Here is a 25,545-nt window from a genome sequence, read left to right as displayed (position 1 = left end):
CCACACGTCGACCCGCCCCCAGGGCGTGCGCCTCCCGGCCGCGGACCCGAGCGGCAGCCCGGGCCCGCGCGGCCGGTCCGGCACCGTCAGAGCTTCTCCACCGGCGCGTACCGCAGCAGCAGCCGCTTCGGCTTGGTGTCGCCGAAGTCGATGGTCGCCTCGGCGTTGGACCCGGTGCCCTTGACCCCGACGACCGTCCCGAGCCCGAACTGGTCGTGCGTGACGCGGTCGCCGACCGCCAGGGACACCGTCGGCTGCTCCGCGCCGGCGGACCGGCGGGTGGCGAAGCCGGACGCGCCCGACGCCGAGGAGCGGGAACGGGACGACGACAGCGAGGCCGCCACTCCCGAGACCGGCGCGGAGGGAGCCGGTCCGTTCGCCCCGGTGCGCTTCCACTCCAGGTGCGGGGCCGGGATCTCCTCCAGGAAGCGCGAGGGCGGGTTGTAGGAGGGCTGACCCCAGGCACTGCGCAGGGTGGACCGGGTCAGGTAGAGCCGCTCGCGGGCGCGCGTGATGCCGACGTACGCCAGCCGCCGCTCCTCCTCCAGCTCCTTGGCCTGGCCGAGGGCGCGCATGTGCGGGAAGACGCCGTCCTCCATGCCGGTGAGGAAGACGACCGGGAACTCCAGGCCCTTGGCGGTGTGCAGGGTCATCAGGGTGACGACGCCGTCGCCGTCCTCCTCGTCCGGGATCTGGTCGGAGTCCGCGACCAGGGCGACCTTCTCCAGGAAGTCGGCGAGGGTCCCGGCCTCGTCGCCCTCGGCGCGCTCCTGCTCGAACTCCAGGGCGACGGCCGCGAGTTCCTGGAGGTTCTCGATGCGGGTCTCGTCCTGGGGGTCGGTGGAGGCCTGCAACTCGGCGAGGTAGCCGGTGCGTTCGAGGATCGCCTCCAGCACGGTCGCCGGTCCGGCACCGGACTCGACGATGGTGCGCAGGTCCTCCATGAGCGTGTTGAACCGCTTGACGGCGTTGGCGGAGCGCGCCGCCATGCCGTACGCCTCGTCGACGCGCTTGAGCGCCTGCGGGAAGCTGATCTTCTCGCGCTGCGACAGGGCGTCGATCATCGCCTCGGCCCGGTCGCCGATGCCGCGCTTGGGGACGTTGAGGATCCGGCGCAGCGGCACCGAGTCCTCGGGGTTGGCCAGCACCCGCAGGTAGGCCAGGACGTCCCGGACCTCCTTGCGCTCGTAGAAGCGGACGCCGCCGACGACCTTGTAGGGCAGGCCGGTGCGGATGAACACCTCTTCGAAGACACGGGACTGCGCGTTGGTGCGGTAGAAGACGGCGACGTCGCCGGCCTTGGCCTCGCCCGCGTCCGTGAGGCGGTCTATCTCGTCGGCGACGAACTGGGCCTCGTCGTGCTCGGTGTCGGCGACGTACCCGGTGATCTGCGCGCCGGCGCCCTGGTTGGTCCACAGGTTCTTGGGCCGGCGGGACTCGTTGCGCTCGATGACCGCGTTGGCGGCGGTGAGGATGGTCTGGGTGGAGCGGTAGTTCTGCTCCAGGAGGATCGTCGTCGCGTTCGGGTAGTCCTCCTCGAACTGGAGGATGTTGCGGATGGTGGCGCCGCGGAAGGCGTAGATCGACTGGTCGGCGTCGCCCACCACGCACAGCTCGGCGGGCGGGACCTCGGCCTCGGGCGGCACGTCGACCGGGTGCTCGGAGGTGCCGACCAGCTCGCGCACCAGGGCGTACTGGGCGTGGTTGGTGTCCTGGTACTCGTCGACCATGACGTGCCGGAAGCGGCGGCGGTAGTGCTCGGCGACGTCCGGGAAGGCACGGAGCAGGTTGACCGTCGTCATGATCAGGTCGTCGAAGTCGAGGGCGTTGGCCTCGCGCAGCCGCGACTGGTAGAGCGCGTACGCCTGGGCGAGGGTCTTCTCGAAACCGTCGGCGGCCTGGGCGGCGAAGTCCTCCTCGTCGATCAGCTCGTTCTTCAGGTTGCTGATCTTGGCGCTGAAGGACTTCGGCGGGAAGCGCTTGGGGTCCAGGTCGAGGTCGCGGCAGACCAGCGCCATGAGCCGCTTGGAGTCGGCGGCGTCGTAGATCGAGAAGGACGACGTGAAGCCGAGCCGCTTCGACTCGCGGCGCAGGATGCGGACGCAGGCGCTGTGGAAGGTCATCACCCACATCGCGTTGGCGCGCGGGCCGACGAGCTGCTCGACGCGCTCCTTCATCTCACCGGCGGCCTTGTTGGTGAAGGTGATCGCGAGGATCTGGCCCGGGTGGACGCCCCGCTCGGCCAGCAGGTGGGCGATCCGGTGGGTGAGGACGCGGGTCTTGCCGGAGCCGGCGCCGGCCACGATGAGCAGGGGGGAGCCGGAGTGCACCACGGCGGCGCGCTGGTTCTCGTTCAGCCCGTCCAGGAGGGCGGCAGGGTCCAGGACGGGGCGCGGGGCGCCGTCCCGGTAGTACCGGTCGCGCTCCGGAGGCGCGTCGAACTTCCCGCCGAACAGATCGTGCGGGACCGGCTCCGGTCCGTGATCGTCCTCGGGCGGCGGCGGGGGTTCCTCCTCGCGACCCCGGGGGGTCTGGAGGCTCGCCAGGAAGCTGTCGTCAAAGAGGCTGCTCATCGCTCTCCGAGTCTAGGGCGCCCCACCGACAACCCGGCGCCACCCCGGAAAATGGCCGGGACACCGTCCACCGGCACGCCCTGCGACGTGGTGCGACACGAAGAGTGACGCCCGCCGACGCCCGCCGCCAAGGTCACGAAAATGTATCGGGCATATCACCCACCAACCTTCACAGCGGCCACACGAGTTGGCTACGGTGCGGGCAGGCCGAACGAATCCCTCCGGCGAACCTCGCCGGGCCGCGCGGCCTCCGCCGAGTCCGGCGTGCCCGCCACGGCGCCCGGAGCCGGGGACCCAACCGAGAACTTGGGGTGAATCGGCCGTACCGCCCTCCACGAGGACGGTCCCGCCGTAGGGCAACCCTTCCGTGCCGCCCGAACCCGACAGCTAACCCGGTAGGCGGAGCACTGGAAGGAGTCGCCTCCTTGGCGTCGCACCGCAAGTCGCGCCCCACCGGTTCACGCGTCGCGGGCATACGGACCCCGGCCCTCGCCACGGCCGCCCTCACCTCCGTCGCCCTGCTGTCCCAGACAGCGAACGCCACGCCGTCGGACGACGACAGGCCGAGCCTCGAAGAGGTCGAGAAGAAGGTCGACGACCTCTACCGCCAGGCGGGGTCGGCCACCGAGAAGTACAACGCGGCCAAGGAGAAGACCGCCAAGCAGCGCAAGAAGGTCGACACCCTCCTCGACGACGTCGCCCAGCGCACCCAGAAGCTCAACGACGCGCGCGAGGAGCTGGGTTCCTTCGCCTCCGCGCAGTACCGCACGGGCACGGCGGTCCCGGAGACGGCGACCTTCCTGCTCGCGGACTCGCCGCAGGAGTACTTCGACCAGAACCAGCTGATGGGCCGGCTCACCGGCCGTCAGAAGACCGCGGTCGACGACTACGTCACGCAGCAGTCCGAGACGATGAAGAAGCGCCGCGAGGCCACCGAGAGCCTGGAGACGCTCACCGGCTCGCAGAAGGACCTGAAGACGGCGAAGTCGACCGTCCAGAAGAAGCTCGCCACCGCGCGTGAGCTGCTCTCGAAGCTGACCGCCGAGGAGAAGGCCCGGCTCGCGGCGATCGAGAAGAAGAAGCAGGAGGAGGCCGCCCGCAAGGCCGCGGAGCTGGCCGAGCAGCAGGCCCGGCAGCAGGCCGAGGAGCGCGAGCGGCGGGAGGAGGCCGCTCGGCAGGAGAGCGGCGGTGGCTCCTCCTCCGGTTCCTCGGAGTCCGGCGGCAGCGGTTCGTCGGGCTCCTCGACGCCGGACTCGTCGTACGGCACCAGGGCCGAGAAGGCGATCGGCTTCGCCCGCGCCCAGATCGGCAAGCCGTACGTCTGGGGCGCCACCGGCCCCGGCTCCTACGACTGCTCCGGCCTCACCCAGGCCGCCTGGAAGGCCGCGGGGGTGACGCTGCCGCGCGTCACCTACGACCAGGTCAACGCCGGCACGACCGTCCCCGTCTCCCAGGCCCAACCCGGTGACCTGGTCTTCTTCTACGACGACCTCAGCCACGTCGGCCTCTACATCGGCAACGGCATGATGATCCACGCCCCGAAGCCGGGCGCGTACGTCCGCGAGGAGTCGATCTTCTACGACGGCGAGTCGTCGATCCACAGCGTGGTGCGCCCGGCCTGACCGGCGCGGCTCTCTAGCATCGGGGGCATGTCGTCAGGCACGTCGTCAGGCTTCCTCCCCTCCCCCCTGCGCGCCTGGTGGGCGCAGCGTCCACCGGCGGCCGGGGCCGCGGTCATGGCGACCGGCATCCTGTCGGTCGCCCTGCACCTGGCGGGACACGAGGTCCTGTCCCGCGTCGCCCTGTTCCTGGCCTGCGCCGCCTGGCTGACCCTGGCGGCGAACTTCGTCTACCTGCTGCTGGTCGAACGCCCGCAGTGGCTGACGCGGGCGGGGACACCGGGCGCGCTCACGGCGGTCGCCGCGACCACGGTGCTCGGCACCCGGTTCTCGCTGCACGGCTGGACGACCCTGGCCGCCGCGCTGCTGGCGCTGGCGGCGCTGCTGTGGCCGGTGCTGCTCCTCCTGGTCGTGCAGCACTGGGGGCGCAGGATGCCGGGGGCGGTGTTCCTGGGGTGCGTGGCCACGGAGGGGCTGGCGGTGCTCGGCGCCACGCTGTCCGCGGTCACCTCGACGCCCTGGCTGGCGCACGCGGCGCTGGTGCCGTTCTGGCTGGGGATCGTGCTCTACCTGATCGCGCTGTTCCGCTTCGACCTGCGGCAGGTCGCCCTGGGCTCCGGTGACCACTGGGTGGCGGGCGGGGCGCTCGCCATCTCGGCCCTCGCCGGCGCCAAGCTGCTCGCGGCGGCCGGGACCGGCATGTACCTGTGGAACTCCGACGACAGCGCCGTGCTGCACGACGTGACCGTCTTCCTGCTCACCCTCGACCTCGCCTGGTACGTCGTCCTGCTGGTCGCCGAGATCGTCTGGCCGCGGGTCCGCTACGACGTACGGCGCTGGTCGACGGCGTTCCCGCTCGGCATGACGGCGGCGGCGACGCTGTCCGTGGCCGCCGCGATCGACGTCACGTGGCTGGACACGCCCGGCCAGGTCCTGACGTGGATCGCGGTGGCCGGGTGGCTGGCGGTCGCGGCGGGGGCGGTCGCCCAGGCCCGGGCCGGGCTGCGGTCCCCGGGCGCGGACGCCTCCGCGGTCACGTCCACAGCACCGCGATGAAGATGTTCGCGACGGTCAGCAGGCCCACGAGGCCGAACAGCGGCTTGTCGACCTTCTCGTCGTCGCGCTTCACGTAGACCAGGCCGAGGATCACGATCAGCAGGGCGAGCTTCACCCCGATCTTGAGGTTGTCCACGGACTGGTCGTCGGCCTGGTTGAGGCCGACCAGGGCGACGCCGGTGACCAGCATCGTCAGCGCGCCGTGCAGCATCGCGGGGATGAAGCGGGCCGTGCCGCGGCCCATCGCCTTCATCTGGGTCAGGAAGCCGCCGAGGAGCGCGGCGATGCCGATGATGTGCAGACCGACGAAGAGGTGGATGAGTACGTCCATGAGGCCGGAGCCTAATGAGCGGCCGGACACGGTCGGACACCGGCCCGGCGCATAAATGCGTCCCACAACAGCTCAGGTCTCGTCAGATGCGTACGCGGGCCGATCCGGTACCGCCACTTCCGCGCATCCCGTCACGGGGCCATGACCGAGGCGCCTAGCGTCCTCCGCCAGGACGTACCCAGACGTACCGATTCGTACGGAAGGACGTGGATCCCAGGTGGGAACGCACCGCAGGCCGCGACAGCGCGTGACGGGCGGCGGCAGGGCCCGTACGGCGGCCACCATCACCCTCGCGGGCGCGGCCACCGCGACGGGCCTGGGCGGGACCGGTCACGCCGACCCGCAGCCGACGGCGGCCCAGGTCAGGGCCAAGGTCGACACGCTGTACCAGCAGGCGGAGGTCGCGACCGAGAAGTACAACGGCGCCAAGGAGAAGGCGGACGCCGCCGAACAGCGCCTGGAGAAGCTGCGGGACCAGGCCGCCCGCAAGAAGGACCGGTTGAACTCGGCCCGGGAGGCCCTGGGGTCGGTCGCCGCGGCGCAGTACCGCAGCGGCGGCCTCGACCCGGCCGTGCAGCTCGTGCTCTCCGCCGACCCCGACCGGTATCTCGACGGCGCCGCCTTCGTCGAACGCGCGGGCAGCCGGCAGAACGCCGCCGTGGGCCGCGTACGCAAGGAACTTCGGGAGATCGAGCAACTTCGCGGCGCCGCCCGCGTCGAGGTGACCTCGCTGACGTCACGCCGGGCCGAGCTGAAACGTCACCGCGGGACCATCACCGGCAAGCTGGAGACGGCCCGCCGCCTGCTGTCCCGGCTGACCGCGGAGGAACGTGCCGGTCTCGGCGAGGGCCCGGCCGACCGCGCCTCCCGCTCCGCCCCGGCCCAGGCCCCCAACTCCCGTGCCGCGGCGGCCGTCGCGTACGCCTACCAGAAGCTCGGCAGCCCCTACGTGTGGGGCGCGACCGGCCCGGACGCCTTCGACTGCTCCGGCCTCACCCAGGCCGCGTACCGCGCCGCGGGCGTCTCCCTCCCCCGCACCACCTACGCCCAGATCGACACGGGCCGCCGCGTCGCCCGGTCCGAACTGCTCCCCGGTGACCTCGTCTTCTTCTACTCCGGCATCAGCCACGTCGGCATCTACGTCGGCAAGGGCCAGATGATCCACGCCCCGAACCCGTCGGCCCCGGTCCGGGTGGCCCCGGTCGACCAGATGCCGTTCGCGGGGGCAGCGCGGGTGGTGTGACGGGCCGTTCGTTACTCAGGCTCCGGTACGGGCGTGTGCGACGAACGCCGCCCAGGCGGCTCCGGCGACCGCGAAACGGGGGCTCTGGGGGCCGAGCTTCGAGTCCCGGACGTGGATGGTGTGGGGGCAGGGGGCGACTTCGACGCAGGATGCTTCCTCGAAGTCACTGTGGCTGGACTTGCGCCAGTCGAGGGCGACTTCGAGGCAGTTGCCGCCCTGGCTGTCGCTGTAGCTCGCCTTGAACCAGGTCAAGCGTTCAGTCATCGCTCCTCTGCCACCTTTCTGATGAACGTGGCCGACTCTTCCACGCTGAGACAGTGCATGCGGATCATCGCATGCGCCTGCGTAAGAGCACTCACCTTGGCGGGACTACTCTGCAGGACGCTGACCTCGGGTGCCTCGATGTACCCGTAGTGCTCATGCTCGGGTGTCTCCAACAGAACGATGCTGCCGTTCAGGGCGACGCCGCTGCACCGGCCGAACGGCAGAATCTGCACCGACACGTTGCGGAGCGCACCCACGTCCAAAATATGCCGCAACTGTTCACGCATTACGCCGCTCCCGCCAACATTGGTGCGCAATGCGGCTTCGTAGATCACGAACCCGTACATCACCCCAACCTTGCGGCGGAGCGCTTCGGCCCTGCGGAGCCTGGCTGCCACACGCTCGCCAACCGTTTCGTCGTCCAGCGGGGGCGAACTGTCACCGATCAGCGCATGCGCGTAAGCCTCCGTCTGCAACAAGCCCGGAATAAGCAGCGGCTCATAGCAGGCGAAGCCGATGGCCTCGGCCTCGATGGCCATGAACTCCTGCGACCGTGCCGGGAACGGCTCCGGCTTCAGATACTCCTGCGCAGCGACCAGCTTGCCGCCCGCCCCGCACACCTGGTCCGCGATCTGCAACAGCCGCAGGGTGGGCCGACGGCGGCCGTTCTCCATCGACTTGACGTACTCGTAGTCGTACCCGGCCTCCTTGGCCAGCGCGTCCCGGCCGACGCCCGCGTCCGTACGCCACATCTTGATCTGGCTGCCGCAGTACCGCCACGCGATCGGTGGCTGGGAGTTCACCTCGGTCGACACGCGCACCTCCGCCGGGACCACGCAGGGTACAACCACGCGCTGTACCCGCTCCGTTACTCGTGAGGCTACGCGCCGGCCGGGACGGTGATCTCGCCAACCGCGAAACACCGACGCAAGGGATGAACAGCGCATGCAGACCCCGTGGCCGCCACTGCCTACGACAGCGACCCCGAAGGACATCGAGTGGCGGCTACGGCGTCACGCCCGAAGTGTGGGCCGGGCACGGGCCCTGTTCCGCGAACAGGCGGCCTCCTGGGAGCTGCCGCAGGACGTGACGGACACGGCGGAACTCCTCCTGAGCGAGCTGATGACGAACGCGTACCGCCATGCGCGGGTCCCGGCCGGTCGCGAGATCTGGGCCCGCTGCGTCCTCACGGACGACCGCCTCCGCATCACGGTGACGGACGCCGACGCCACACTTCCAGTGCCCGCCACGGCATGCCCGGACGACGTATCAGGCCGGGGCCTCGCGCTGGTGGCAGAGCTGTCGGAGGACTGGGGCGCGCGGGGAAGGGACTGCGGCATCGGCAAGGAGGTGTGGTGTGAGCTGGCACTCGTGCGGGATGAGGATCAGTGAAGGGCCGAGTCGGCGTGCCTCAGGCGGAGTCGGGTGAAGGCGGTGGGACTGGGGCGGTGCGGAAGGAACTCCTTGATCCGCTGCGCGCACTCGCGTGGGCTGGCCGTGCCGGTGTCGCACTCCAGGTCGTAGTCACCGTGGCTGTGCACCAGGTCGTACTGGTACGCCGCGAGGCCCGAAGGGCGGTCGCCCCGGGCCAGCTCGCGGCGGATCAGTTCGTCCAGCGGGCAGTGGACACCGACGAACAGGACATCCTCGGCACGCAGCACCCTCAGACAGTCGAGTAGCCGCCACGGCTCACTGAGCACATGGTCGACCACGATGTCGTTGCCCGCCTCGGCCATGGCCGCGATGGAGCGGTGGAAACCCATCCTCGTCCGCCGCAAGGCGGCGTCGAGCTCCTCGGCCGCGAGGTCTCGCTTGGTCCGCATCGCGTTGAAGCCATCGACCGCCATGTGGAAGAAGACACCGTCGTTCAGGATCGCCAGAAGCTCCTGAGCGATGCTCGACTTCCCCGAGCTGGAGGTGCCGTTGAGAAAGATGATCCGACCGGATGCCATGCACGCATGGTCACACCAGCCGCCGCGCCGTGGCCCACCGGGTCAGCTCGTGGCGGTTGGACAGCTGGAGCTTGCGGAGGACCGCCGAGACGTGGGACTCGACCGTCTTCACCGAGATGTACAGCTGCTTGGCGATCTCCTTGTACGCGTACCCCCGGGCGATCAGGCGCAGCACCTCGCGCTCGCGCTGGGTGAGGCGGTCCAGGTCCTCGTCGACCGGCGGGGCGTCCGTCGAGGCGAACGCGTCCAGGACGAAACCGGCCAGGCGCGGGGAGAAGACGGCGTCGCCCTCCTGGACGCGGAAGACCGAGTTCACCAGGTCGGTGCCGGTGATCGTCTTGGTCACGTAGCCGCGGGCGCCGCCGCGGATCACGCCGATCACGTCCTCGGCCGCGTCCGAGACGGAGAGGGCGAGGAAGCGGACAGGGCGCTCGGTGTCGCTCATCAGGGGCGCGCAGCGGCGCAGGACTTCGACGCCACCGCCACCGGGGAGGTGGACGTCGAGCAGCACGACCTCCGGGCGGGTCGCGGTGATCACCGTGACGGCCTGGTCGACATCGGCCGCCTCGCCGACGACCTCCACGCCGGTCTGCGCGGTCTGGCCGATCTCGGCCTGGACGCCGGTACGGAACATGCGGTGGTCGTCGACGAGCACCACGCGCACGCGCCGCTCCCCCGCGGTGCCGCCGGCCGGCTGCGCGGGCTCGGCCGCCTCGTCCGCTCCCGCCGTACCGTTCGCCTCGGTCGGGTCGCTCATGACGTCTTCTCCGCCCTCTCCATTTCCAGTTCGACCTCCGTGCCGCCGTCCGGCACCGCGCGCAGTCGCGCCGTGCCGCCGTTGCGCTCCATGCGGCCGATGATCGATTCTCTGACGCCCATGCGGTCGGCGGGTATCGAGTCGAGGTCGAAGCCGGGACCGCGATCGCGGACGGACACGAAGACCGTCCTGCCCTCGACTTCGGCGAAGACCTGTACGGCGCCGCCCTCGCCACCGTACTTGGCCGCGTTCACCATCGCCTCGCGCGCGGCCTGCATCTGTGCGCCGATTCTGTCGTCGAGCGGGCAGTCGCCCACGACCACGACCTCGATGGGGACTCCGTGCTTGTCCTCGACCTCCGCGGCATTGCGCTTCACGGCCTCGGCGAGGGTGGTGGGCTCGTCGTCCTCGTCCTTTCCGTTGCCCTCCGGCTTGTAGAGCCAGGAGCGCAGGTCGCGCTCCTGGGCGCGGGCGAGGCGGCGCACCTCCCCCGCGTTCTCCGCGTTGCGCTGGATCAGGGTCAGGGTGTGCAGCACCGAGTCGTGGACATGGGCGGCGACCTCGGCGCGCTCCTGCGCGCGGATACGCATCAGCCGCTCCTCGGAGAGGTCCTGCGTCATCCGCACCAGGTAGGGACCGGCGAGGAGCGTGATCCCGACGAGGACGGCGAGCGCCGCCTGGAGGACGGAACCGAGGTGGGCGGCGGAGCCCTGGAGGACGAAGATGCCGGTGACACCCGCCGTCACCAGCAGGACGCCGCCCACCGAGCGCAGCAGGGTGACGGTGCGCCGGTGGCGGCCCACCTCGGCCCAGCGGGCCCGGCGCGCGTTGTCCGCCTGGCGCCAGACGAGGGCGACGCCGGCGCCGACGAGCACGGTCGGCCAGAGGTAGACGCGGGCTCCGCCGCCGAGGTCGACGTTGCCCACGAAGACCAGGGCGACGACGACCATGAGGAGCAGGGCGACGATCTGGCCCTTGTCCGGCTTGCGGGCGACGAGTCTGCGGCGGCCGTCCGGCGAGGTCTCGGCGGTGACGAGGGACGGCGGCTTCTGGGCGTCGACGCCGCCGACGCCCAGCGGCACGAAGAACCAGAAGGCCGCGTACAGCAGCGCGCCCAGTCCGTCGGCCATGAACAGACCGACGAAGACGAACCGCACCCAGATGACGGGCAGGCCGAGATGACCGGCCAGCCCCCGCGCCACGCCACCGAGCCAGCGTCCGTCGCTGCTGCGGTAGAGCTTGCGCGGCGGCCGCGGTTCGACGAGGGGTGCTGCTGCGGCTTCCGGCATGACACTGATGGTCACACGGCTGCGGGAGGCGGAGCATCAGGGTCGGCCCCCGAGACTCCCCTGATCTTCGGCCCGCCGCGGCCTCGAACGCTCCCCGGGGCCCGTGTCAGGGCCGATATCAGGGTCCGACCAGGGTCGAACCGACTCCCGTCCGGACGCCGCGCCCGTCACCATGGACTCATGACAGATCACGAGCACGCCGCGACGGGTCCGGGACCCGGCTCCGGCCCGCGCCCTCCACGGGGTGCCGGGCCGCAGGATGCCGCGCCCGCCGCGGATGCCACGGGTACCGCGACCGACCCGGGCGCGGGCGGCGTCGAGACCGGCGACGGCGGCGAGGTTCCCGGGCCGCCGCACGAGTTCCGGCGCGACCGGCAGCACCGGACGATCGCCGGGGTCTGCGCCGGCCTCGGCCGGCAGTGCGACCTGGATCCGGTGATCTTCCGCATCACCCTCGCCGTGCTCTCCGCGACCGGCGGCATCGGCCTCATCTTCTACGGCTTCGCCTGGCTCTTCGTCCCCGCCGACGACGAGGACGAGAACGAGGTGCGCAAGCTGCTGACAGGCCGGGTCGACGGTCAGGCCCTGGCCGCGGTGCTCTTCGCCCTGGTCGGCTGCGGAGTCTTCCTGACCATGCTGCACAACGGCGGGGTGCTCACCTTCGCCGTAGTCCTCTCCCTCCTCCTCGCGGGCGCCGGGTACTGGTCGCGGCAGCGGAGGACCCCCGCCCCCGACCCGATAGCCGCGCAAGCCGTCGCGGACGCCCCGCCGGAGGCGCAGGCGCCCCCGATCATGTTCACCTGGCCCTCCTGGTGGCGGGACCCCATCGTCAAGGACGGCACCCATGACGGCGGTACCGGCTACCTGTGGGGTCCGCCCGGCTCCGACGAGCGCGACATCGCCGCGGCCGTCAACATCGGCCGCGGCGCCCCGCACCGGGGCGGCCACACCCCGCCGGGTGAGCGGCCCCCCCGGTCCCCGCGGACGCGCGGTCCGCGCGGCATCGGCGGCTGGGTGTTCCTCTTCGCCCTGCTCGCCGGCTTCCTCGGCACCCGGCTGACCTGGGACGACCAGCCGCTCGGCACCAGTCTCCAGACCGGACTGGCTTGCGCGCTCGCAGTCTTCGGTCTCGGTATCGCCGTCAGCGCCTTCCTGGGGCGCACGGGAGCCGGTTCGGTCTTCCTGGCGATCATCACGGCGGGGCTGCTCGCCGGGTCGGCGGCCGTACCGAAGGACGTCGGCACCGAGTGGACCCGGACCACCTGGAAGCCGACGGCGGTGACCGACGTACGCGAGCAGTACGAGGTCGGGGTGGGTGACGGCACCCTCGACCTCTCCCGGCTGAACGTGGCCGACGGGCAGACGGTGACCACCCGCGCCGACGTGGGCGTGGGCCGAATAGAGGTCGTCGTGCCGCAGGACGTGACCGTGCGGCTCAGCGTCGAGGTGGGCGTCGGTGACATCCAGCTGCCCGGCGACGACGAGAAGGACGTGGACGTGGCACCGGGCAAGCACAAGGAGATCACCCTGCCCCCCACCGCGGGCGGCAAGGACGGGGGCACGCTGGACCTCAACATCCAGATCGGCCTCGGACAGGCGGAGGTGGCCCGTGCTGCGTCATAGGTTCCAGCCCGGACGACTGGTGGCCGGCCTCTTCCTGATCCTGGCCGGCGTCATCTACGCCGGTGACGCGGGCGGGCTGTGGGACACGCCGTGGTACGTGATGATCCCGCTCGTCGTGGGCGGGCTCTGCCTCGCGGGAGCGGTCGGGGTCGTGGCCCGCTCAGTGCACCGACGCCGCGGAGCGCCCCGCGGAGCGGGGCACTCGGACGAGCCCCGGACGGACCTCCTCGGCTGACGGCCCGAGGAGCGCCGGTGGTTGGTGGTTCCCAGCGGTATCCGCCCGCCGACCGGTTCCGGCGCCGGGAGCGCAGGGCGGCGTCGACAGCACTTCACCTCCGCGTCGTGGGGGCGCAGTTACCGGCAGCACCCTTGTCGTGGCGAGCGCCGGGAACGGTGGGTGAGGCCGACAGCAGCCGACCTGCCGCATCGGCGGTGACTGCCACGCCGAGCCGGGCTCGTCGGACATGGCGGCGCCGACCCCGGCTGAGAGCTACCGCGGTGCTGCGCACCGACCGGTGAGCGGTCGGTGCGGACCCGGTCTACCGGTTCGCGGCTTCGCGAGAGGCGATCCGGTTCGTGCGACCGACCGCGCGGCCCACCGCGTTGCGCACCGCGAGGCCCTGCCGGGTGCGGGGCACCAGGAGCCTGGAGAGCAGACCGACGCGTCGCTGCCGCGGGCCTACCTCACGGCGGATCCGCGACTCGTAGGCGGCGAAGGCGCGGGCGTGGTCACCGGGATGGGCGGTGAGTTCTTCCGCGAGGGCGTACGCGCCCGCCATCGCCATGCTGGACCCGTCGCCCAGCAGGGCTGTCGCCGCCGCCGCGTCCCCGAGCAGTACGACCCGTCCGCGGGACCACGAGGGCACTCGGATGGTGGTCAGGGGGTCGAAGAACGGAGCCGGGTGGTCGAGGAACGCCGCCACGAGTTCCGGTGCCCGCCACCGCACGTCGGCGTAGGCGTCGGCCACGGTCTGCTTGTGAAGGGCGATGTTCTTGCGGTCGTGGGGGGCCGGATGGGCGGCCCGGAAGGTGAAGATCGCGAGCGGAGTGGTCCGCGAGGGGTGGACGACCAGCATCCGGTTCGGCACGGTCAGCATCGTCATCTCGCTCGGGTCCTCGATGGCGTCGGGTTCCAGCGGGACGGTCGCGCCGTACAGGCCCAGGTCGCTCGCGAACTGCCGCTCGGGTCCGAATACCAGGCGCCGTACGGTGGAGTGCATCCCGTCGGCACCGACGACCAAGTCGAAGCGCCGTGGTGCGGACCGCCGGAAGGTGACGTCGACCCCTCCTCCGTCCTGGTCGAGAGCGGTGACCGTGTCGTCGAACAGGAACTCGGCCTCGGTCTGCGCCGACCGGTGGAGCACCTCGGACAGGTCGGCCCGGGTCACCTCGACCGTCGGCGCCTCGTCCGAGGTCAGCGGGAGTTGCAGGATTCGCCTGCCGCCGGGGTCGAGCAGGGTCAGTGACCTATTGCGGGTGGCGAGCCCGCGGAGCTGCGGGAGGATGCCCATGCGGTCGGCGACCGGGATCGCGGGCCCCTTCACGATGATCGCGCTACCACCGGAGCGCAGCTGCCGGGCATGTTCGACGACCGTCGGCCGGTAGCCATTCCGGGAGAGCCAGTACGCGAGTGCGGGCCCTGCGATTCCGGCACCGACTATCAGCACCTCGGGCTTCTTCATGACGATGACCTCTCGGAGTGTCGAGGACCAGGTTCCCCGGCGAGTGCCGGGGCCGGTCTCAGGGCGCGGCGGCACGGGGCAGCACCATCGGACCAAGGTACGAAAGATTTCGTACCTCAGTGGAGCACATCCTTCAGGTACGATTCAAGTCGTACCTGAAGGGGGTGCCGCGTGACCGGGAGGAACCTGGACGGCCCGGAGGCCGATGCGCTCGATCTGGGTGCGGTGTTTCGCGCCCTCGCCGACGAGCACCGTCGTTCGGTGATGACGCAGTTGGCCTCCGACCGCAGCGACAGCGAGCGGGGCTGCAACTCGTTCGATCTTCCGATCTCGAAGCAGACCCAGACCCACCACTTCCGCGTCCTGCGCGAGGCAGGTCTCATTGACGAGATCGACTACGGCAACCGCAAGGGCATCCGACTACGACGCGCGGACATCGAGAAGAGATTCCCCGGGCTGCTCGCCCTCCTGGGAGCAGAGCCCCCGGGCGATACCGCTCCTCCCTGAGCACAGCTGAGCACACCGGAGGGGAGTCCGAGTCGGCCCTGAGCCGCGAGCTCGACCGAATCCAGCTCGCGCCCGGCTCGCAGGTAGCCGAGCACGACGCGGGCACGAATGGGATCGGTGTCGCTTCGACCACCGCCCCGCGCTCGTGATCGGCGCCGAGCACTTCCGCGCGCGCTCCCTCACGCCAACACCCACTGAGGTTTCCTCAACCTTCGGGGTATCCAAGTCATCTCAACTTCTGACGGAAAGATCCGGATGGCAGATCCCATTCTCACGGACGATGAGTGGGAAAAGCTCCAGCGCGAGATGAACGGGCGTCCAGGTGCCGCCCGTCACCCCACAAAGAACACGACTGCCTATCGGCATGAGCACCACTACGTCAAAGGGTCGAACAACTCACAGAGGCTCCGGGAGATCGCAGAGTACGTAACGGAACTCCAGAGGTCCATCCGTCCGGGCGGGAAGAACTCATCGGGATTCGCGAAGAAAGCCACGGAAGGGCCTCAAAGAGGAGGCTAGTAATTGCGGGCGCCTACCTGTCCTCGTCCACGCCGTCGGCCCCTGATCACGGCATCCAGCGACCAGTAGGGTGCCCCGGCCAGCACCAAAGGTACCCAGCAAAACATGTACGGGAGATCGTTGCCGTAGTAATAAGGATCGGAGGCCCAGCTGACGGTCAGCCACAGGCTGAGTGAGATCAGGGCGCCGCCGAGTGCGGCCAGGCGGGTGAGCAGGCCGAGCAGGGTGCCGATGCCGACGGCCAGTTCGCCCAGGGCGATGGCGTAGCCGAAGCCGGACGGGCTCTTCAGGGCCATGTCGACCAGCGCGGGGATGGCCGAGGAGTCCCGGACGGTCCGCATCATGTCGCCGATGGAACCGGCGCCCGAGTCCTTCATGAAGGCGCTGTCGGTGAGCTTGTCGAGGCCCGCGTAGATGAAGGTGACGCCGAGAAAGATCCGCAGGGGCAGGAGGGCGTAGCGGGCGGCGTTGTCTCGCCAGTCGCCGCCGTTCTGCCGGGAGGAGTACACATCGCCCCGCATACCGTGAGTCATCACTGCCAGCCGCCTCTCGCCGCGCATGCCGAGACCCCCACCAGACCATACGTACGACACGCGGGCCTCGCTCAACCCTCGCGCAACCGGTTTCTTGCTGTCGGTTTCGACAGGTTGGCGTCCGCCGGTGGAGTCAGCCTGTGGGATCAGTCCGTGGGATCAGTCCGTGGGATCAGTCCGTGACGTCGATCGCGTACCGGTTGGTCTCGGCTCCGGCGCCGGTGACCACCTGGACGTCGACCCGGCCCGGTTCCACGTCGGCCGGTACGGGGACGGTCAGCGCGTCGTCCGTGGGGTTGCTGAAGCCGCCCGTCACGGGGACGAGGGGGACGTGGACGTTGACCGCGCCGATGCGGACGACCATGCGGGACAGGCGGTCCGCGCGCTGGGCGCCCGGTGGTACGAATCCGGCGCCGCGGATCTCGATGTCGTCGCCCGTGCGGATCGGCCCGTCCAGGTCACCGGCCTCGCGTGCCCGGACCACGGAGAGGATCACCGGGCGCCCGCCCTCGGCGTACTTGCCGGCCACGTAGGTCGCCGCCGACACCAGCACCACCACCGCGAGCCCCCACGGCAGGTCGGGGAGCTGTTCCGGGCGCCGGGCCAGCCGTACGGCCGCGAAGACCAGGGCGACGGCGCTGATCACGACGTACTGGATGTCGGCGAAGGTCCCCCGGCCCGCGTCGTCGGTCAGCAGGTCGGAGGCGCGCGGCCGGTCCGCCCGCACCTTCTGGAGGCGCTGGCCCAGTACCCGCAGTCCGACCACGCGGCGTACCAGGACGGCGATGCCGCAGACCACCGCGAGCACGGTCACCGCGCCGGTGGCGCGGCCGAGTTCGAGGCCGGAGATCAGCGCGTCCCGCCGGTCGTGGCCCGAGGCGAGGGCCAGTTGTCCGGCCAGCACCAGCACGGCGTAGGCGACGAGGAGGACCCAGGCGGCCGCCACGGCCCGGGAGGTGGAGAGGCGGTTGTCCTCCCCGATGACCGGGGCCAGCGCTCCGCCCCGCGTCCGGTGGAACCACGAGGCCGCCGTCAGCGCCCCGGCCACCAGCAGCGCGGCGGCGAGTCCGGCCGTGCGCGCCGCCGTCCAGCCGGTGCCGATCGCGGTGAGGGACTGGCCGAGCAGCAGCAGGACGACCGCCGCCCACACGGCCGCCACGGTCCGCCGGCCCAGACCGGCGAGCCAGGCGTCGCCCTCGGCGCGACCGCGTTGGGCGACGAGTTCGGCGGACTGGGTCAGTTCCTCGGAGACCCACTGGCGGGAGGCGGAGGCCGAGTGGGCCACGGCGGCCGGCAGCCCCTGCCCGGCCGCGAACTCGTCCCGCCGCCGCAGGAACGCGGCGACCGCCCGGCGATGCCCCTCCCGGGCGCCGTGCGGGCAGTCCCCGCAGGTGCAGCCGCCGCCGTGGGCCGCCTCGATCGCGCCCTTGTCCGAGCCGCTCCCGCGTCTCGCCTCCTGCACCGCCACGCCCGCCGCCCGCCTTCCCGCACCCCTGCGAAAGAACATCCGTGAAGAACATCCGTGAAGAACATCCTGAAAGAGCCCCGGGTCCGTAAGTCCCTTGGGGCGACAGCGAATTGTGCCGTACACCACCCCCCGCGCGCCGGGCGGCCCCGGTCCCTCGTGCTCAGCAGGGGTGACTCCCGGGGCACCGCCTTGACGCGGTCGCGAGAAGGCGTCAGTCGAACAGGTCCGGCTCGCTCCGGCTGATCTCCTGCCACAGGGGCTGGTAGTTGATCCACGCCACCAGGTCGCCGCCGAGCTGCTCCCGGGTCGCCACCGCCTGGCGGTGGTCGATCAGCACCGGCCGTCCCGCCGCCCGGGCCGTCAGCTGCACCTGGCAGGACCGCTCCAGCGACAGGAACCACCAGGCCGCCGCGTCCACCGAGTCGCCCACCGTCAGCAGTCCGTGGTTGCGCAGCACGAGCGCCTTGCCGGAGCCGAGCACCCGGGCGATGCGCCGCCCCTCCTCGGCGTCGACGGCGACGCCCGAGTAGGAGTCGTACAGCGCGTGGTCCTCGTAGAAGGCGCAGCTCTCTTGGGTGATCGGGTCGAGCAGGTCGCCGAGTGCCGACAGGGCGCGCCCGTGCACCGAGTGGCAGTGGGCGACCGCGACGACGTCCGGCCGGGCGGCGTGGACCTGGGAGTGCACGGTGAAGGCGGCCTGGTTCACGTGGTGGCCGCCCTGCACCACCTGGCCGTCGGAGTTGGCCAGCACGAGGTCGCTCACGGTGATGTGCGCGAAGGGCATGCCGAACGGATTGACCCAGAAGCAGTCGGTGTACTCGGGATCGCGGGCGGTGATGTGTCCGGAGACGCCGTCCTCGAAGCCGTACCGGCCGAAGAGGCGCAGTGCGCCCGCGAGCCGTTCCTTGCGGTGCCGGCGTTCGTCCTCGACCGAGTCGTGCATCGGCGGCATCGCGAACCGCAGCTTGTCGGTGGGCAGCGGCGGGGGCGGAGTGGCCCCGGGCGTCCCGTGCATGTGTCCTCTGTCCTCCGGCATGTTCTCCGGCACTGGAATTGCCTTACGTGCCGGAAGTTACCGGGGGTGCGGCCGGTGCGACAGATCCGGGCGGGATACTCGACACAGGGTGTCGGGTTTCGGCCGCACACTCGGCGTATGACCTCAAGCACGTCATCGGGTGCGCCCTCGGCCACCCCCACGAACTGGGCCGGTTTCGTCACCGCCGAACCCGCGCTGGCCGCCACCGTCGAGGCGCGTTTCGGCGCGTACACGCACCATGTCCTCGCCACCCTCCGCAGGGACGGCTCGCCGCGTACCACCGGCCTGGAGGTGCGGTTCCTGGACGGTGAGCTGTGGCTCGGCATGATGCCGGGGTCGGTGAAGGCGCTCGACCTGCGCCGCGACCCGCGCTTTGCGTTGCAGGCGAACCCGGGGGACGGCACCGGCATGGGCGGCGGGGACGTCCGGATCGGCGGCCGGGCGGTGGAGGTGGAGGACGCCGCGACCCGGGCCCGGTACGTGAAAGAGGTGGAACCGCCGGAGCCGTTCCACCTCTTCCGTACCGAGCTGACGGAGGTCGTGCGGACCTACGTCGAGGACGACAAGTACCTCGTCGTCGAGATCTGGCAGCCTGGTGAGCCGGTGCGCACGGTCAAGCGCACGTAGCACACGTAGCGCCCGCCGCGGCGCTCACTCCCACTCGATGGTGCCCGGCGGCTTCGACGTCACGTCGAGGACGACGCGGTTGACGTCCTTGACCTCGTTGGTGATCCGGGTCGAGATCTTGGAGAGCACGTCGTACGGCAGCCGGGACCAGTCGGCGGTCATGGCGTCCTCGGACGAGACGGGCCGCAGCACGATCGGGTGGCCGTAGGTGCGGCCGTCGCCCTGGACGCCGACGGAGCGGACGTCGGCGAGCAGGACCACGGGGCACTGCCAGATCTCGCGGTCGAGGCCGGCCGCCGTCAGCTCCTCGCGGGCGATGGCGTCGGCCTCGCGGAGCAGGTCGAGCCGCTCCTTGGTGACCTCGCCGACGATGCGGATGCCGAGGCCGGGGCCCGGGAAGGGCTGGCGGTGGACGATCTCCTCCGGCAGGCCCAGCTCCTGGCCGACCATCCGGACCTCGTCCTTGAACAGCTTGCGCAGCGGCTCGACCAGCTGGAACTCGAGGTCCTCGGGGAGCCCGCCGACGTTGTGGTGGGACTTGATGTTCGCCGTGCCGGTGCCGCCGCCGGACTCGACGACGTCCGGGTAGAGGGTGCCCTGCACCAGGAACTCGACCGCGGGGCCCTGGTCGGCGATGATCTCGGCCTGCGCCTGCTCGAAGACGCGGATGAACTCGCGGCCGATGATCTTCCGCTTCTCCTCGGGGTCGGAGACCCCGGCGAGCGCCTTGAGGAACCGCTCCTGCGCGTCCACGACCTTGAGCTGCACGCCGGTCGCGGCGACGAAGTCCTTCTCGACCTGCTCGGTCTCGCCCTTGCGCATCAGGCCGTGGTCGACATAGACGCAGGTCAGCTGGGAGCCGATGGCCTTCTGGACGAGGGCGGCGGCGACGGCGGAGTCCACGCCGCCGGACAGGCCGCAGATGGCGCGCCGGTCGCCGACCTGCTCGCGGATGATCGCGACCTGCTCCTCGATCACGTTGCCCATGGTCCAGTCGGGGATGAGGCCCGCGCCGCGGTACAGGAAGTGCTCCAGCACCTGCTGCCCGTGCGTGGAGTGCATGACCTCGGGGTGGTACTGGACGCCGTAGAGCTGCTTCTCGTCGTTCTCGAAGGCGGCGACCGGGACGACGTCGGTGGAGCCGGTGACGGTGAAGCCCTCGGGGGCGGCGGAGCAGGCGTCGCCGTGCGACATCCACACGGCCTGCTCGGCCGGGGTGCCCTCGAAGAGGGTGGAGGACGGCTTGGAGACCGACAGTTCGGTGCGGCCGTACTCACGGGCGCCGGAGTTGTCGACGGTGCCGCCGAGGGTCTGTGCCATCAGCTGGAAGCCGTAGCACATGCCGAAGACGGGGACACCGGCCTCGAACAGGGAGCGGTCGAGGGTCGGGGCGCCCGGCTCGTACACCGACGACGGGCCGCCGGAGAGGATGATGGCCGCCGGGTTCTTGGCGAGCATGTCCGCGACCGGCATGGAGCTGGGCACGATCTCGCTGTAGACCCGCGCCTCGCGGACACGACGGGCGATGAGCTGGGCGTACTGCGCACCGAAGTCGACGACCAGGACGGTGTCGGGGGCGGCGGCAGCGGGAGTCGCTGATGACACGGGGTGCCTTCCGGCGGTCGGGCGGGGGTCTTGTGCTGCCGATTCTACCGAGGCGGGCGGGTGGCCCGTCCCGGCCCGGTGCGTGGCCGGTGCGCGGCCCGGTGCGTGACCCGGCTTGGACACCGTCGGTCCTCGCGGGCATACTGGCGCCATGCTCACGCACCAGGTCTTCCTGTTTACCTATGGCAACCGGCCCACCGGCTGCCATGGTCGTGCTGCTTGAGCAACTGACAAGCGACTTCCCAGGCGCCCCGGGCCGACAAGGTCCGGGGCGCCTGGCGTTTGCGGACCCTGCCGGTCCGGGGCACCGCCACCCACCGGCGAGGAGCCACCGACATGACCGTCACCACAGCAGCCGAGTCCGTCACCGCCGCGGACAAGACCGGCGCGCGCACCACCGAGGCCGTCGAGGTGATCACCGGCGCCCGGGAGCGCATCGACGCCCTGGACGACCGGATCATCGGCCTCATCCAGGAACGGATGGCGGTCTCCGCCGTCATCCAGGAGGCGCGGATCACCTCCGGCGGCCGGCGGGTGAACCTCTCCCGCGAGATGGCGGTCCTCGACCACTACAGGTCGGCGCTGGGCAAGCCGGGTACGGCGCTGGCGATGACGATGCTGGAGCTGTGCCGCGGGCGGGTCTGAGGGTCGTAGCCGATCTCGCATCTGAGTTCGGGCGCCGTCTCACCCGTACGGCGCGTGACCGCGGCGCGAGCGACTTCGTTGTCCCGGTGTCCGTGTCAGCCAGGGGCGGGCCCGAGAGAACCACGCGTGGCTCGCTGGAGCGATGAGACGTGCGGATCGTGCCGTACGTCGTGGGACCTCGCTCCAGACAAGTGACCGGACGGCAGGGGACAGCAGCCCGGTCACCCAAGAGAACGGCCGGCTCCGGGGACGCCCGGGGCCGGCCGACGGAACACCTTCAGAACCACAGCCCTCAGGACCAGCGGCGCTACCCCCCGGCGCCGCTCCGAGGCACCGGCGCTGCCCTGACGCCGGTGCTGGCTGAGGAAGGGCCCCGCGGCCGTAGTCCGCGGGGCCCTTCGCCATGCCACCGGCCCCGTGGGGCGTGACGCAGGCCACATAAGGTTTCTGTGAAATCGGGACAACCATTCACAGGGTTCACCGATCCAACAGCCCGAGGCATCCCACGGGCAGCGGCTCCGCCCGCCTGTGGGAGAGGGACCCGCGCTCGGAGGGGGGTGCGGGTCCCTCTCACCTCTTCCTCAGCCCTTCTTTCTCAGCCCTTCTTTCTCAGCTCTTCTTCGGCGGCACCGCCGGTATGCCCAGCAAGGGCAGGCGCAGCGCGCCGAAGGCCTCCGCCGGGACCGCCGGGGACTTGGGCTCGACCGGCGCCAGCCGCTCGTACGCGGTCCCCTGGGCGGGGCGCGGGTCGCTCTCGCCCTTGTTCGGCCAGTACGACATCGCCCGCTCGGCCTGCGCCGTGATGGTCAGGGACGGATTGACGCCCAGGTTGGCGGAGACCGCGGCGCCGTCGACGACCGAGATGCCGGGGTGGCCGTAGAGCCGGTGGTACGGGTCGATGACGCCGGTCTCGCGGGAGGCGCCGATCGGGCAGCCGCCGAGGAAGTGGGCGGTGAGCGGGGTGCCCATCAGCTCTCCGACGTTGGAGCCGGCGAAGCCGTTGATCTCGGCGGCGAGCGCGGAGGCGCCGTCCGTCGCCGCCTTGATCTGCCTGGGGTTGGGCGCGCCGTGGCCCTGGCGGGCGGTGAGCAGGCCCTTGCCGACGCCCGCCGGTTTCAGGTGCGTGGTCAGGGAGTTGTCCAGCGACTGCATGACCAGGCCGATGATGGTCCGCTCCGACCACTTGCGGTTGGAGAGGGAGCGCAGGACCAGCAGCGGGTGTTTGGCCGCGTGGCCCAGGAAGCCCAGGACGCGGGAGGCGCCCGAGGCGTTCTGCCCGGCGTAGGGGACCTGGAGGATGGACAGGCCGCCCATCGAGTTGGAGCCCTTGCCGTAGCGGACCGGCTCGATGTGGGTGTTGGCGTCCGGGTGGATCGAGGACGTGATGGCGACGCCGCGCGTGAAGTCGGCGCGGGACTCGCCGGTGGCCTTGCGGTAGCGGCGGTCGTCGGTCTGGGCGCCGACCAGCGCCTCGGAGTTGGTGCGGGTCAGCTCGCCGAGCTTGTCGGACAGGTGGGCGAGCTGGCCGTTCGCCTTCATGCGGTGCAGCAGGGTCTGGGTGCCGTAGGTGCCGGCGGCTATGACGACCCGGCGGGCCGTGAAGGTGCGGCCGGCGTCCTTCTTCTGCCGGTCGGTGGGGAGGGTGGCGATCGCGAAGCCGCCGCGCGAGTCCTCGGTGACCGAGACGACCGTCGTCATCGGGTGCACGACGGCGCCCGCCTTCTCGGCGAGGTACAGGTAGTTCTCGTTGAGGGTGTTCTTCGCGCCGTGCCGGCAGCCCGTCATGCACTCGCCGCACTCGTTGCAGGCCTTGCGGTCGGGGCCCGCGCCGCCGAAGTAGGGGTCGGGCACCCGCTCGCCCGGCTTCGCCTTCGTCTCCGCCCTGCCGTCCGCGTCCTCGCCGTCGCCGAAGAACACGCCGACCGGCGCCATGTGGAAGCTGTCCCCGACGCCCATCCGCTCGGCGGCGGCCTTCAGGTGCACGTCGGACGGGGTCATCGTCGGGTTCAGCCGGACCCCGAGCATGCGGCGGGCCTGGTCGTAGTACGGCGTCAGCTCCCCGTGCCAGTCGGTGATGTCACGCCACTGAGGGTCCTCGAAGAACGGCTTCGGCGGCACGTAGAGGGTGTTGGCGTAGTTGAGGGAACCGCCGCCGACGCCGGCGCCTGCCAGGACCATGACATTGCCGAGCAGGTGGATGCGCTGGATGCCGAACATGCCGAGTTTCGGCGCCCAGAGGTAGTTCTTGAGGTCCCAGGAGTTCTTCGGCAACGACTCGCGGGTGAAGCGGCGGCCGGCTTCCAGGACGCCGACGTTGTAGCCCTTCTCCGTGAGGCGGAGGGCGGAGACGGATCCGCCGAAGCCGGAACCCACGACGAGGACGTCGTAGTCGTAAGCGTCCTTGGGCACGGGGGTCTCCTCTTTGAGTTCGCGTGCGGGTAGTTCGTGGCTGGTCGCGCCCAGGCGGCGGAGCCGCATATCGATACAGCCCCGCGCCCCTAAGTGGGTTACCTGAACCGGAGACTCTTCATGAGCCGCAGGCTGCGGCTCATGAACCGGGCGTATCCCTCGTCGTCCATGCCCAGTGACGGGGCCATCGGCAGGACGCGCTGGTGGGCGACCGTCTGGGCCTCGGTGTACTTGAGGATGCCCTCCGAGCCGTGGCGGCGGCCGAGGCCGGAGTCGCCCATGCCGCCCATCGGGGACTGGACGCTGCCGTAGGCGGAGGCGTACCCCTCGTTGATGTTGACGGTGCCGGTGCGCAGGCGGGCGGCGACGTCGCGGCCGCGCCGGGCGTCCTTCGTCCAGACCGAGGAGTTCAGGCCGTACGGCGTGGAGTTGGCGTGCTCGACCGCCTCGTCCTCGGTCTTGAAGCGGTAGACGGACACGACCGGCCCGAAGGTCTCCTCGGCGCACACGGTCATGGGTGCCGTGACGCCGTCGAGGATGGTCGGCTCGTAGAAGTACGGGCCGATGTCCGGGCGGGCGACGCCGCCGGCGACGAGCTTCGCGCCCCGCTCGACGGCGTCCGCCACGTGCCGCTCCACGGTCTCCAGCTGCCGCTCCCCCACCAGCGAGCCCATGTCGGCGCCGTAGGAGAGGGAGGTGCCGAGCCGCATGGCCTTGGTGCGGGCGGCGAAGCGCTCCAGGAAGGCGTCGGCGACCGACTCCTGGACGTACAGCCGCTCGATGGAGATGCACAGCTGGCCGGCGGAGGAGAAGCAGGCGCGGACGGCGCCCGCCGCGGCCTTCTCGATGTCGGCGTCCTCCAGGACCAGCATGGCGTTCTTGCCGCCGAGTTCGAGGGAGACGCCGACCAGGCGGGCGGCGGCGCCCTGGGCGACCTCGCGGCCGGTGCGGGTGGAGCCGGTGAAGGAGACGTAGTCGGCGTGCTTGACGACCTCGGGGCCGACGACCGGTCCGTCGCCGAGGACGACCTGGAAGACCTCGGCGGGCAGACCGGCCTCGATGAGCAGGTCACGGGCCCACAGCGCGGTCAGGCAGGTTTCGGTGTCGGGCTTCATGACGACCGCGTTGCCCGCGACGAACGCGGGGAGCGCGTCGCCGACGGACAGCTCCAGCGGGTAGTTCCAGGGGGCGATCTGGCCGACGACACCGCGCGGGTGGCGCAGTTCGGTGACCTTCGTCAGGGTCGGCACGGCGCCGGTGTGCCGCTTGGGCCGCAGGTACGCGGGCGCCTTGCGGCCGTAGTGCCGGGCGGCGACGGCGACGGCCTGGACCTCCTCGTGGGCGTGCAGCCGGGCCTTGCCGGTCTCCAGCTGGATGAGGTCGAGGACCTCGGCCTGGCGCTCCAGGACCAGGTCGTGGAAGCGCAGCAGGACCGCGGCGCGCTGCCGTACCGGAACGCGCGCCCACACGGCCTGGGCGGCGCGGGCCTGCTCGAAGGCGCCGGCCACGTCCTCGGGCGTGGACTCGGGCAGGTCGGCGAGCTTGGCGCCGGTGAACGGGGTGTGGTTGGCGGTGCGGCCGGAGCCGGCCACGCCCTTGGTGAGCTGGGCGACCAGCTCGGGCGTGACCACGTCGGCAGCGGTGCGGGCGCCCTCCGGGGAGGGGGCGAGGGGGTTCGTGCCGGTCAGTTCCGGGGCCTGCGCGTCCGTCATGAGCCGCAGGGTATGACGCCGCGCGGCCTTTTGTGTACCCGTCGGTAATGGGGATTCACCGAGTGCTCACATGACGCCAGTGATCGCTGGCACAA

Annotated in this window: 23 protein-coding genes and 1 riboswitch; of the genes, 9 read left to right on the top strand and 14 right to left on the bottom strand. The window is 71.1% G+C overall.

Annotated elements, in window-relative coordinates:
- Positions 1–86: 86 nt before the first annotated feature.
- Positions 87–2,573, bottom strand: a complete 2,487-nt coding sequence (gene pcrA, locus ACFC1X_RS10045; RefSeq protein WP_376350629.1) for a DNA helicase PcrA — start codon at positions 2,571–2,573, stop codon at positions 87–89.
- A 241-nt stretch (positions 2,574–2,814) separates the two neighbouring features.
- A riboswitch (cyclic di-AMP (ydaO/yuaA leader) is annotated at positions 2,815–2,992 on the top strand.
- Between the two features lie 6 nt (positions 2,993–2,998).
- On the opposite strand from pcrA, the gene ACFC1X_RS10040 reads away from it, so the two are divergent.
- Complete coding sequence (locus tag ACFC1X_RS10040) at positions 2,999–4,195, top strand: NlpC/P60 family protein (protein WP_376350626.1); 1,197 nt, start codon at positions 2,999–3,001, stop codon at positions 4,193–4,195.
- A gap of 27 nt (positions 4,196–4,222) precedes the next feature.
- Complete coding sequence (locus ACFC1X_RS10035) at positions 4,223–5,248, top strand: tellurite resistance/C4-dicarboxylate transporter family protein (RefSeq protein WP_376350623.1); 1,026 nt, start codon at positions 4,223–4,225, stop codon at positions 5,246–5,248.
- On the opposite strand, the gene ACFC1X_RS10030 is transcribed toward ACFC1X_RS10035, so the two are convergent.
- On the bottom strand, positions 5,226–5,579 hold the full coding sequence (locus ACFC1X_RS10030) for a hypothetical protein (protein WP_125492766.1): 354 nt from the start codon (positions 5,577–5,579) through the stop codon (positions 5,226–5,228). The two genes, ACFC1X_RS10035 and ACFC1X_RS10030, sit on opposite strands and share 23 nt — an antisense overlap.
- Before the next feature lie 217 nt (positions 5,580–5,796).
- Here ACFC1X_RS10030 and ACFC1X_RS10025 point away from each other — a divergent pair, with 217 nt between their 5' ends.
- Entirely contained in the window at positions 5,797–6,822 is a 1,026-nt protein-coding gene (locus ACFC1X_RS10025) for an NlpC/P60 family protein (protein WP_376350619.1), read from the top strand.
- A 15-nt stretch (positions 6,823–6,837) separates the two neighbouring features.
- Here ACFC1X_RS10025 and ACFC1X_RS10020 read toward each other — a convergent pair whose 3' ends face one another.
- Positions 6,838–7,086 (bottom strand): DUF397 domain-containing protein, encoded by a 249-nt coding sequence (locus ACFC1X_RS10020; RefSeq protein ID WP_376350617.1) that lies wholly within the window; start codon positions 7,084–7,086, stop codon positions 6,838–6,840.
- Positions 7,083–7,901, bottom strand: a complete 819-nt coding sequence (locus ACFC1X_RS10015) for a helix-turn-helix domain-containing protein (protein ID WP_376350615.1) — start codon at positions 7,899–7,901, stop codon at positions 7,083–7,085. The genes ACFC1X_RS10020 and ACFC1X_RS10015 overlap by 4 nt, the downstream gene beginning before the upstream one ends.
- Before the next feature lie 130 nt (positions 7,902–8,031).
- On the opposite strand from ACFC1X_RS10015, the gene ACFC1X_RS10010 reads away from it, so the two are divergent.
- Positions 8,032–8,478, top strand: a complete 447-nt coding sequence (locus ACFC1X_RS10010; protein WP_376350613.1) for an ATP-binding protein — start codon at positions 8,032–8,034, stop codon at positions 8,476–8,478.
- Here the strand turns inward: ACFC1X_RS10010 and ACFC1X_RS10005 are convergent.
- Genes ACFC1X_RS10005 through ACFC1X_RS09995 form a run of 3 tightly spaced genes read right to left on the bottom strand, consistent with a single transcriptional unit; the run spans position 8,472 to position 11,084 of the window.
- The gene (locus tag ACFC1X_RS10005) at positions 8,472–9,038 is read right to left on the bottom strand and encodes a chloramphenicol phosphotransferase CPT family protein (protein WP_376350610.1); all 567 of its coding nucleotides are present in this window, start codon (positions 9,036–9,038) and stop codon (positions 8,472–8,474) included. The genes ACFC1X_RS10010 and ACFC1X_RS10005 overlap by 7 nt on opposite strands.
- A gap of 10 nt (positions 9,039–9,048) precedes the next feature.
- A complete protein-coding gene (locus ACFC1X_RS10000) occupies positions 9,049–9,795 on the bottom strand; it encodes a response regulator transcription factor (RefSeq protein WP_122615817.1) in 747 nt (248 codons plus the stop codon).
- A complete protein-coding gene (locus tag ACFC1X_RS09995) occupies positions 9,792–11,084 on the bottom strand; it encodes a PspC domain-containing protein (protein ID WP_376350608.1) in 1,293 nt (430 codons plus the stop codon). Before ACFC1X_RS09995 ends, ACFC1X_RS10000 begins: the two co-directional genes overlap by 4 nt.
- 180 nt (positions 11,085–11,264) lie before the next feature.
- Between ACFC1X_RS09995 and ACFC1X_RS09990 the strand changes: the two genes are divergently transcribed.
- Both ACFC1X_RS09990 and ACFC1X_RS09985 read left to right on the top strand, forming a co-directional pair.
- On the top strand, positions 11,265–12,707 hold the full coding sequence (locus ACFC1X_RS09990) for a PspC domain-containing protein (protein WP_376350605.1): 1,443 nt from the start codon (positions 11,265–11,267) through the stop codon (positions 12,705–12,707).
- Entirely contained in the window at positions 12,694–12,942 is a 249-nt protein-coding gene (locus ACFC1X_RS09985; protein ID WP_376350602.1) for a hypothetical protein, read from the top strand. The genes ACFC1X_RS09990 and ACFC1X_RS09985 overlap by 14 nt, the downstream gene beginning before the upstream one ends.
- A gap of 304 nt (positions 12,943–13,246) precedes the next feature.
- On the opposite strand, the gene ACFC1X_RS09980 is transcribed toward ACFC1X_RS09985, so the two are convergent.
- Positions 13,247–14,389 carry an FAD-dependent monooxygenase gene (locus tag ACFC1X_RS09980; protein WP_376350600.1) on the bottom strand — a complete coding sequence of 381 codons (1,143 nt, stop codon included), beginning with the start codon at positions 14,387–14,389 and terminating at the stop codon, positions 13,247–13,249.
- A gap of 171 nt (positions 14,390–14,560) precedes the next feature.
- Here ACFC1X_RS09980 and ACFC1X_RS09975 point away from each other — a divergent pair, with 171 nt between their 5' ends.
- On the top strand, positions 14,561–14,896 hold the full coding sequence (locus ACFC1X_RS09975; protein ID WP_376350597.1) for an ArsR/SmtB family transcription factor: 336 nt from the start codon (positions 14,561–14,563) through the stop codon (positions 14,894–14,896).
- Positions 14,897–15,411: 515 nt separating this feature from the next.
- Here the strand turns inward: ACFC1X_RS09975 and ACFC1X_RS09970 are convergent.
- The 3 genes from ACFC1X_RS09970 to ACFC1X_RS09960 all read right to left on the bottom strand — a co-directional run bounded on the left by ACFC1X_RS09970 (position 15,412) and on the right by ACFC1X_RS09960 (position 18,431).
- Positions 15,412–15,948, bottom strand: a complete 537-nt coding sequence (locus tag ACFC1X_RS09970; protein ID WP_376350594.1) for a DoxX family membrane protein — start codon at positions 15,946–15,948, stop codon at positions 15,412–15,414.
- A gap of 172 nt (positions 15,949–16,120) precedes the next feature.
- Positions 16,121–17,416, bottom strand: a complete 1,296-nt coding sequence (locus ACFC1X_RS09965) for a hypothetical protein (protein ID WP_376350591.1) — start codon at positions 17,414–17,416, stop codon at positions 16,121–16,123.
- A 211-nt stretch (positions 17,417–17,627) separates the two neighbouring features.
- On the bottom strand, positions 17,628–18,431 hold the full coding sequence (locus ACFC1X_RS09960; RefSeq protein ID WP_161329277.1) for a class II aldolase/adducin family protein: 804 nt from the start codon (positions 18,429–18,431) through the stop codon (positions 17,628–17,630).
- A gap of 138 nt (positions 18,432–18,569) precedes the next feature.
- Here ACFC1X_RS09960 and ACFC1X_RS09955 point away from each other — a divergent pair, with 138 nt between their 5' ends.
- Positions 18,570–19,079 carry a pyridoxamine 5'-phosphate oxidase family protein gene (locus ACFC1X_RS09955; protein WP_376350587.1) on the top strand — a complete coding sequence of 170 codons (510 nt, stop codon included), beginning with the start codon at positions 18,570–18,572 and terminating at the stop codon, positions 19,077–19,079.
- A gap of 24 nt (positions 19,080–19,103) precedes the next feature.
- Here the strand turns inward: ACFC1X_RS09955 and guaA are convergent, their stop codons facing one another.
- Positions 19,104–20,684, bottom strand: coding sequence for a glutamine-hydrolyzing GMP synthase (gene guaA / locus ACFC1X_RS09950; RefSeq protein WP_376350584.1), 1,581 nt, complete (start codon positions 20,682–20,684; stop codon positions 19,104–19,106).
- Between the two features lie 336 nt (positions 20,685–21,020).
- On the opposite strand from guaA, the gene ACFC1X_RS09945 reads away from it, so the two are divergent.
- Positions 21,021–21,329, top strand: coding sequence for a chorismate mutase (locus tag ACFC1X_RS09945; RefSeq protein WP_376350582.1), 309 nt, complete (start codon positions 21,021–21,023; stop codon positions 21,327–21,329).
- 609 nt (positions 21,330–21,938) lie between these two features.
- Here ACFC1X_RS09945 and ACFC1X_RS09940 read toward each other — a convergent pair.
- Both ACFC1X_RS09940 and ACFC1X_RS09935 read right to left on the bottom strand, forming a co-directional pair.
- Entirely contained in the window at positions 21,939–23,738 is a 1,800-nt protein-coding gene (locus tag ACFC1X_RS09940; RefSeq protein ID WP_376350579.1) for a GMC oxidoreductase, read from the bottom strand.
- Between the two features lie 98 nt (positions 23,739–23,836).
- Positions 23,837–25,450 (bottom strand): succinic semialdehyde dehydrogenase, encoded by a 1,614-nt coding sequence (locus ACFC1X_RS09935; RefSeq protein WP_376350576.1) that lies wholly within the window; start codon positions 25,448–25,450, stop codon positions 23,837–23,839.
- Between the last annotated feature and the right edge of the window lie 95 nt (positions 25,451–25,545).

This window comes from Streptomyces sp. NPDC056128 (assembly GCF_042263835.1).
Taxonomy (GTDB): Bacteria; Actinomycetota; Actinomycetes; order Streptomycetales; family Streptomycetaceae; genus Streptomyces.
Note: the sequence above shows the minus strand (reverse complement) of the source record. Positions and strands in the feature narration are given on the sequence as shown.